Origin of the sequence: Nitrosospira sp. Nsp18, from assembly GCF_900103145.1 — a bacterium.
GTDB lineage: Bacteria > Pseudomonadota > Gammaproteobacteria > Burkholderiales > Nitrosomonadaceae > Nitrosospira.
In genome coordinates, this window is record NZ_FMWY01000049.1 from 1 (window position 1) to 4343 (window position 4343).

The following is a 4343-nucleotide window of genomic DNA, read 5'->3' on the forward strand; positions in this document are numbered from 1 at the left end:
TGGAATGCTTGCAATGCCTCGGACAAAAACAAAATGAAGAGAACCATCGATTAATGATGGAAGTTTGTTAAAGATGAGGTTTTTCAGGGACGACTAATTAAGAAACATAATGCCGCGCCATTTTCTTGTCCGCATCCCGCCGGGTAAATGACCATTCGATGCAACGGCATTCGGCGTTGCGGCGCTGCTGCCAGGCATCGACTTCGGTGGCGAGCGTGGTTCGATCCGGCAGACGCCGATTCAGACACTGGCGATCCAGGATGCCGATTTCGATTTCAGCCATGTTGAGCCAACTGGCGTGTTTCGGCGTGTAGTGGAATACGGCTCGACGCAACAGCGCGCGGGCTTCCTTGACGCCGAGCATCTCCTCGAAGCCCTTGCGGAAATGGGTATTGAGGTTGTCCAGCACCAAATGGACGCGCTTCGCCTTGGCATAGACCTGCTGGAGCAAGTACTGGACGAAGGTCACGAAGTCGGCTTTGGTGCGGCGATCGGTGACTTTGACGGTTCGCTGGCCACCCTTGGGCTCCACGGCCACAAACAGGTTGCACGTACCGGCACGCACGTATTCATAATCCAGCCGCACAGGTGTTCAGGGACGCATCGGCAAAGGCGCACGAGAATCCTTGAGCAACTGCTTGCTCTTCTCGTCCAGACAGACGACGGGTTCGCCCGGCCGCAACGGGTGAGCGTAGAGGTCGAGCAGATCGTACATGCGTTGCCGATACTCCTGCGTCAATGTGCCGACACACCACATCAGCTTGCGCCACGGCTTGATGCAGTTTTTTTTAGCAACCGGCGGACGGTCTCGCGGCTGATGGGGCCAACCCCCGCCTGCGCTTGCGCGGCCTGCTCCAGCAATTCAAGCGTCCATCGCTTGGCGCCGGCCGGCGGTTGCGAGCAAGCCAGGGCGCAAATCCTGGCTTCGATGCCCATATCGTACCGTCGAGGTTTGCCGGGGCGTGGCAGGTCATGCAACGCATGCTCCGCGCCGCCTTCCAAGTATGCCGCCCGTGTTCTCCAGATAGCGGTACGGCCCATGCCGAGAACCGCCATGATCTGGGCTTCCGGTATGCCCCTGTCCAGGGCGGACAGGACGTGTGCCCGATTGACTTCCCGGGCATGGTGTAAACCGCTCGCACGGTACGACTCAATCAATTCGCGATCCTTGTCGGTAAGATGCAATTCAGTCTGTCGCATGGCCAACTCTCGTCACAGGATAAGTATGCGACAGCATAGCAAATGTTTCGTTAGTTATGTGTTGTAATACTAGCTACTGGTAAACCCGGGATTTATTCAGGGATCGGAACAAGGTTATGAATTTTTTTTTGACCGCATGCTGTCGGTAACATCTTTACCTATTCCGCGATAACCGGTGAAGCGGCCAGACGAGTCGAACATCGGTTCTCCGCTAACCATCAGATATTGTTTAGAGCCATCGGCTTTAGTGCGGCTGTAGACAAAATCGATAAAAGGCCGTCGTGCCGTGATATTTGCCTTGAATGCTGCATACTCGGATTCATTCCAGCGCGTTCCACTATCTTCCCTATGCTCACCCATCAGTTTATCAACCCCGATCCCGAGCATATCAAGGACGGGTCCATAAACCTTGGTAAAACGACCTTTCTCGTCTTGTTCCCAGTACCAGTCAGACGCCAGTTCGGTCAACCGGCGAAAGCGCGCTTCGCTCTCGCGTAGTTCCGCAGTTCGCTCCGCCACGGTTTGTTCCAGCTTTTTATTATAATTCTCGAGTTGCTTATATAACAGGCGTACTTCCAGCATGTTGTGGATACGTGTCTGGACTTCGACCAGATCGAATGGCTTGCTGACAAAATCTTTCGCACCGGCCTGAAGCGCTCGCAGCTTATGACCTGGCTGGGCAGTGATTACGAGTACTGGCAAATAGCCTTTCGGTTCAATTTGCTTCAGGGCTTCCAACACCTGAAAGCCATCCATGCCCGGCATTTGCAGATCGAGAAGAACCAGATCATAACGGTTCTGGCGATAGAGCCCGGACACCTCGCGTGGATTCATTGTCGAGGCAATACAGGTATAACGTGCGTCGCTCAGCATTTGCTCAAGCAGCCGGACATTAGCTTCCTGATCATCGACAATCAGGATTTTAGCGTTAAGAATGTCGGGAGTACTAATCATTTTCTGTTCCCTATTCACTGGCAATTAATCGATTTTTTTCGAATTTGCCTAAGATACTCCATCGTTCTGTAGATGGTAATGGTAAAAGCGACTATTTCTCCGTAACTGACTTTTGCTATCTCCGACCAGAAATGTCGGACCTACTAGCACGTCTGTCCGGGATAAACATCGGAGCGAAACGGGCACCGCGAACTCGATACCCATATTCCGCTATATTCTTTCCTGACAAATTTATATTGTTGACACGGAAATACTTTGCCAAACTCGAATCGAGCTCGCGAGTTTACGCGAAACAGAATTGGCCATCACATATATGCTCGCTCCGAAATTCGATAGGTATTCTTGTTTGCTTGCTTGGCGTCCAGCAGAGCTGCGTCCGCATTTTTCAAAAGCGTATTAACATCTTTGCCATTGAACGGATAAAGACCGATACCCGCACTCGCTGTGACCCAAACATTATTCCCCTGAATATTATAGGGTTGTGACAGCACTTTGATAATTTTTTCCGCCGCAAGTGTTACACCATTGACGTTACTGACATGCGGCATTGCGATCACAAATTCATCACCGCCAAGTCGCGCTACGGTATCTTCCTGGCGCACAGCCGCCACCAGGCGTGCTGCGACCAATTTTAGAAGCAAATCGCCGACGTCGTGACCCAGGGTGTTATTGATCTGCCTGAAGCCATCCAGATCCAGATATATAACCGCCATGATGCTGTCGTATCTTTTTGCGTGGATAATTGCCTGGGAGACTCTTTCCACCAGAAGCCGCCTGTTGGAAAGCCCAGTCAAAGGGTCATGCAGTGCCATGAATTCCTGGGTTTTAGCATAACTGCGCGACCGCTGATGCAACAAACGCACTTCCAGCAGATTGTGAACCCGGGCAAGCACCTCGGCCATATCAAACGGTTTACTGACGAAATCTTTTGCCCCGGATTGGAGGGCGCGGAGCTTACAGTCAGGATTAGCGGTAATGACCAGTACGGAGAGGTATCCGTCCGCTTCGATCTCCTTCAAGGCTTCCAGCACCTGAAATCCGTCCATGCCAGGCATTTTGAGATCAAGCAAAATCAGATCATAATGATTCTGCCGATGCAATTCATAAACCTTATAGGGATCCATCGTCGAACTGATGGAAGTGTAGTTTGCAGTGTTTAACACGCTTTCCAGGAGATGGACATTTGATTCCTGGTCGTCAACGATCAGGATTTTTGCGTTATGAATGTCGGTTTCAGTGATCATATTGCTTGAATATTCCATTGGCCGACTATCCTTGTAACCTAGCTGATTGATGGCGAGTTTGAGCAATGGCAAATTCTCAGGCCTTAAACGGCAAATTTTGCTGCTATTTTGCGTCGATATCTGTGCGCTAACTCTCATAAGAAACATGAAATGGTTCATTTCGGAAAATATCGGCTTGCAGCGGGAATTCAGGGAGAAATAGCGCGCAATATAATACTGACGCGGTGCTCCGTGTTGGGCTTGAGGGTTGCTGTAATTCGAACGGCCATATTTGGACATTTTTTTACCCTTAACGACATATAGGCCAAGCTTTAGTAGCTTAAGTCAAGAAAAGAAAACTTTTTCGTAAAACCAGACTATCTATGGCAGTTCCCAGTCCAAGTTTACGGAGCAATAAGATTTGACCTTGCCATGGGTAGGTTGATATAATCGTATTCCTCTGACGCGGGGTGGAGCAGTCTGGCAGCTCGTCGGGCTCATAACCCGAAGGTCGTAGGTTCAAATCCTGCCCCCGCAACCAAAATCAAAGCGTTTAGCCCCAACCCCAAGCTGGGGCTTTGTGCTGTATGGCTCCTATGTGTGGAGCGATGCAGACTTCTCTGCTCAATCACTCATTGAGCAATCGCCAGAAAAGACAAACCCCGCGTATGGCGGGGCGTCGCGCCTTCTCCTAAGTTTCGGTTAAACAACCCTTTTCACGGCATCCCCTAAAGGAAATCGGCTGCAAAAGTATCTGGCCGGTTCATATTTCGCCGCTTTTTCGGTCGATAGAAAATTATTGTATTGGCGTTTCTCAAAAATCTGTCCTTACCCAGTTCGCTAATTCCCGTGCGGCTTAAGCAGGTATTTTGAGAAGTGGTCCCAATTGTTTGAACAACAACCTGAACATTTTAAGTGGAATCTCTGCTGGTTCTCACGCTGCCAGTTCAACCGTCGGCAGCATCG

The 4343-nt window shown here is 50.5% G+C and carries 5 protein-coding genes and 1 tRNA gene; 1 reads left to right on the forward strand and 5 read right to left on the reverse strand.

Annotation, left to right across the window (positions count from 1 at the left end):
* Positions 1-97: 97 nt before the first annotated feature.
* From BLS94_RS14275 to BLS94_RS14290, 5 genes are all read right to left on the reverse strand, one after another.
* Positions 98-586 carry an IS630 family transposase gene (locus BLS94_RS14275; protein ID WP_090962589.1) on the reverse strand — a complete coding sequence of 163 codons (489 nt, stop codon included), beginning with the start codon at positions 584-586 and terminating at the stop codon, positions 98-100.
* A 6-nt stretch (positions 587-592) separates the two neighbouring features.
* Complete coding sequence (locus tag BLS94_RS14975) at positions 593-757, reverse strand: hypothetical protein (RefSeq protein WP_176767898.1); 165 nt, start codon at positions 755-757, stop codon at positions 593-595.
* The gene (locus BLS94_RS14280; protein ID WP_090962592.1) at positions 757-1200 is read right to left on the reverse strand and encodes a helix-turn-helix domain-containing protein; all 444 of its coding nucleotides are present in this window, start codon (positions 1198-1200) and stop codon (positions 757-759) included. Before BLS94_RS14280 ends, BLS94_RS14975 begins: the two co-directional genes overlap by 1 nt.
* A gap of 114 nt (positions 1201-1314) precedes the next feature.
* On the reverse strand, positions 1315-2154 hold the full coding sequence (locus BLS94_RS14285) for a response regulator (protein ID WP_090962594.1): 840 nt from the start codon (positions 2152-2154) through the stop codon (positions 1315-1317).
* A 305-nt stretch (positions 2155-2459) separates the two neighbouring features.
* Positions 2460-3398 carry a GGDEF domain-containing response regulator gene (locus BLS94_RS14290; RefSeq protein WP_072768810.1) on the reverse strand — a complete coding sequence of 313 codons (939 nt, stop codon included), beginning with the start codon at positions 3396-3398 and terminating at the stop codon, positions 2460-2462.
* Between the two features lie 443 nt (positions 3399-3841).
* Between BLS94_RS14290 and BLS94_RS14295 the strand changes: the two genes are divergently transcribed.
* A tRNA-Met gene (locus BLS94_RS14295) sits at positions 3842-3918 on the forward strand.
* Positions 3919-4343: the final 425 nt, after the last annotated feature.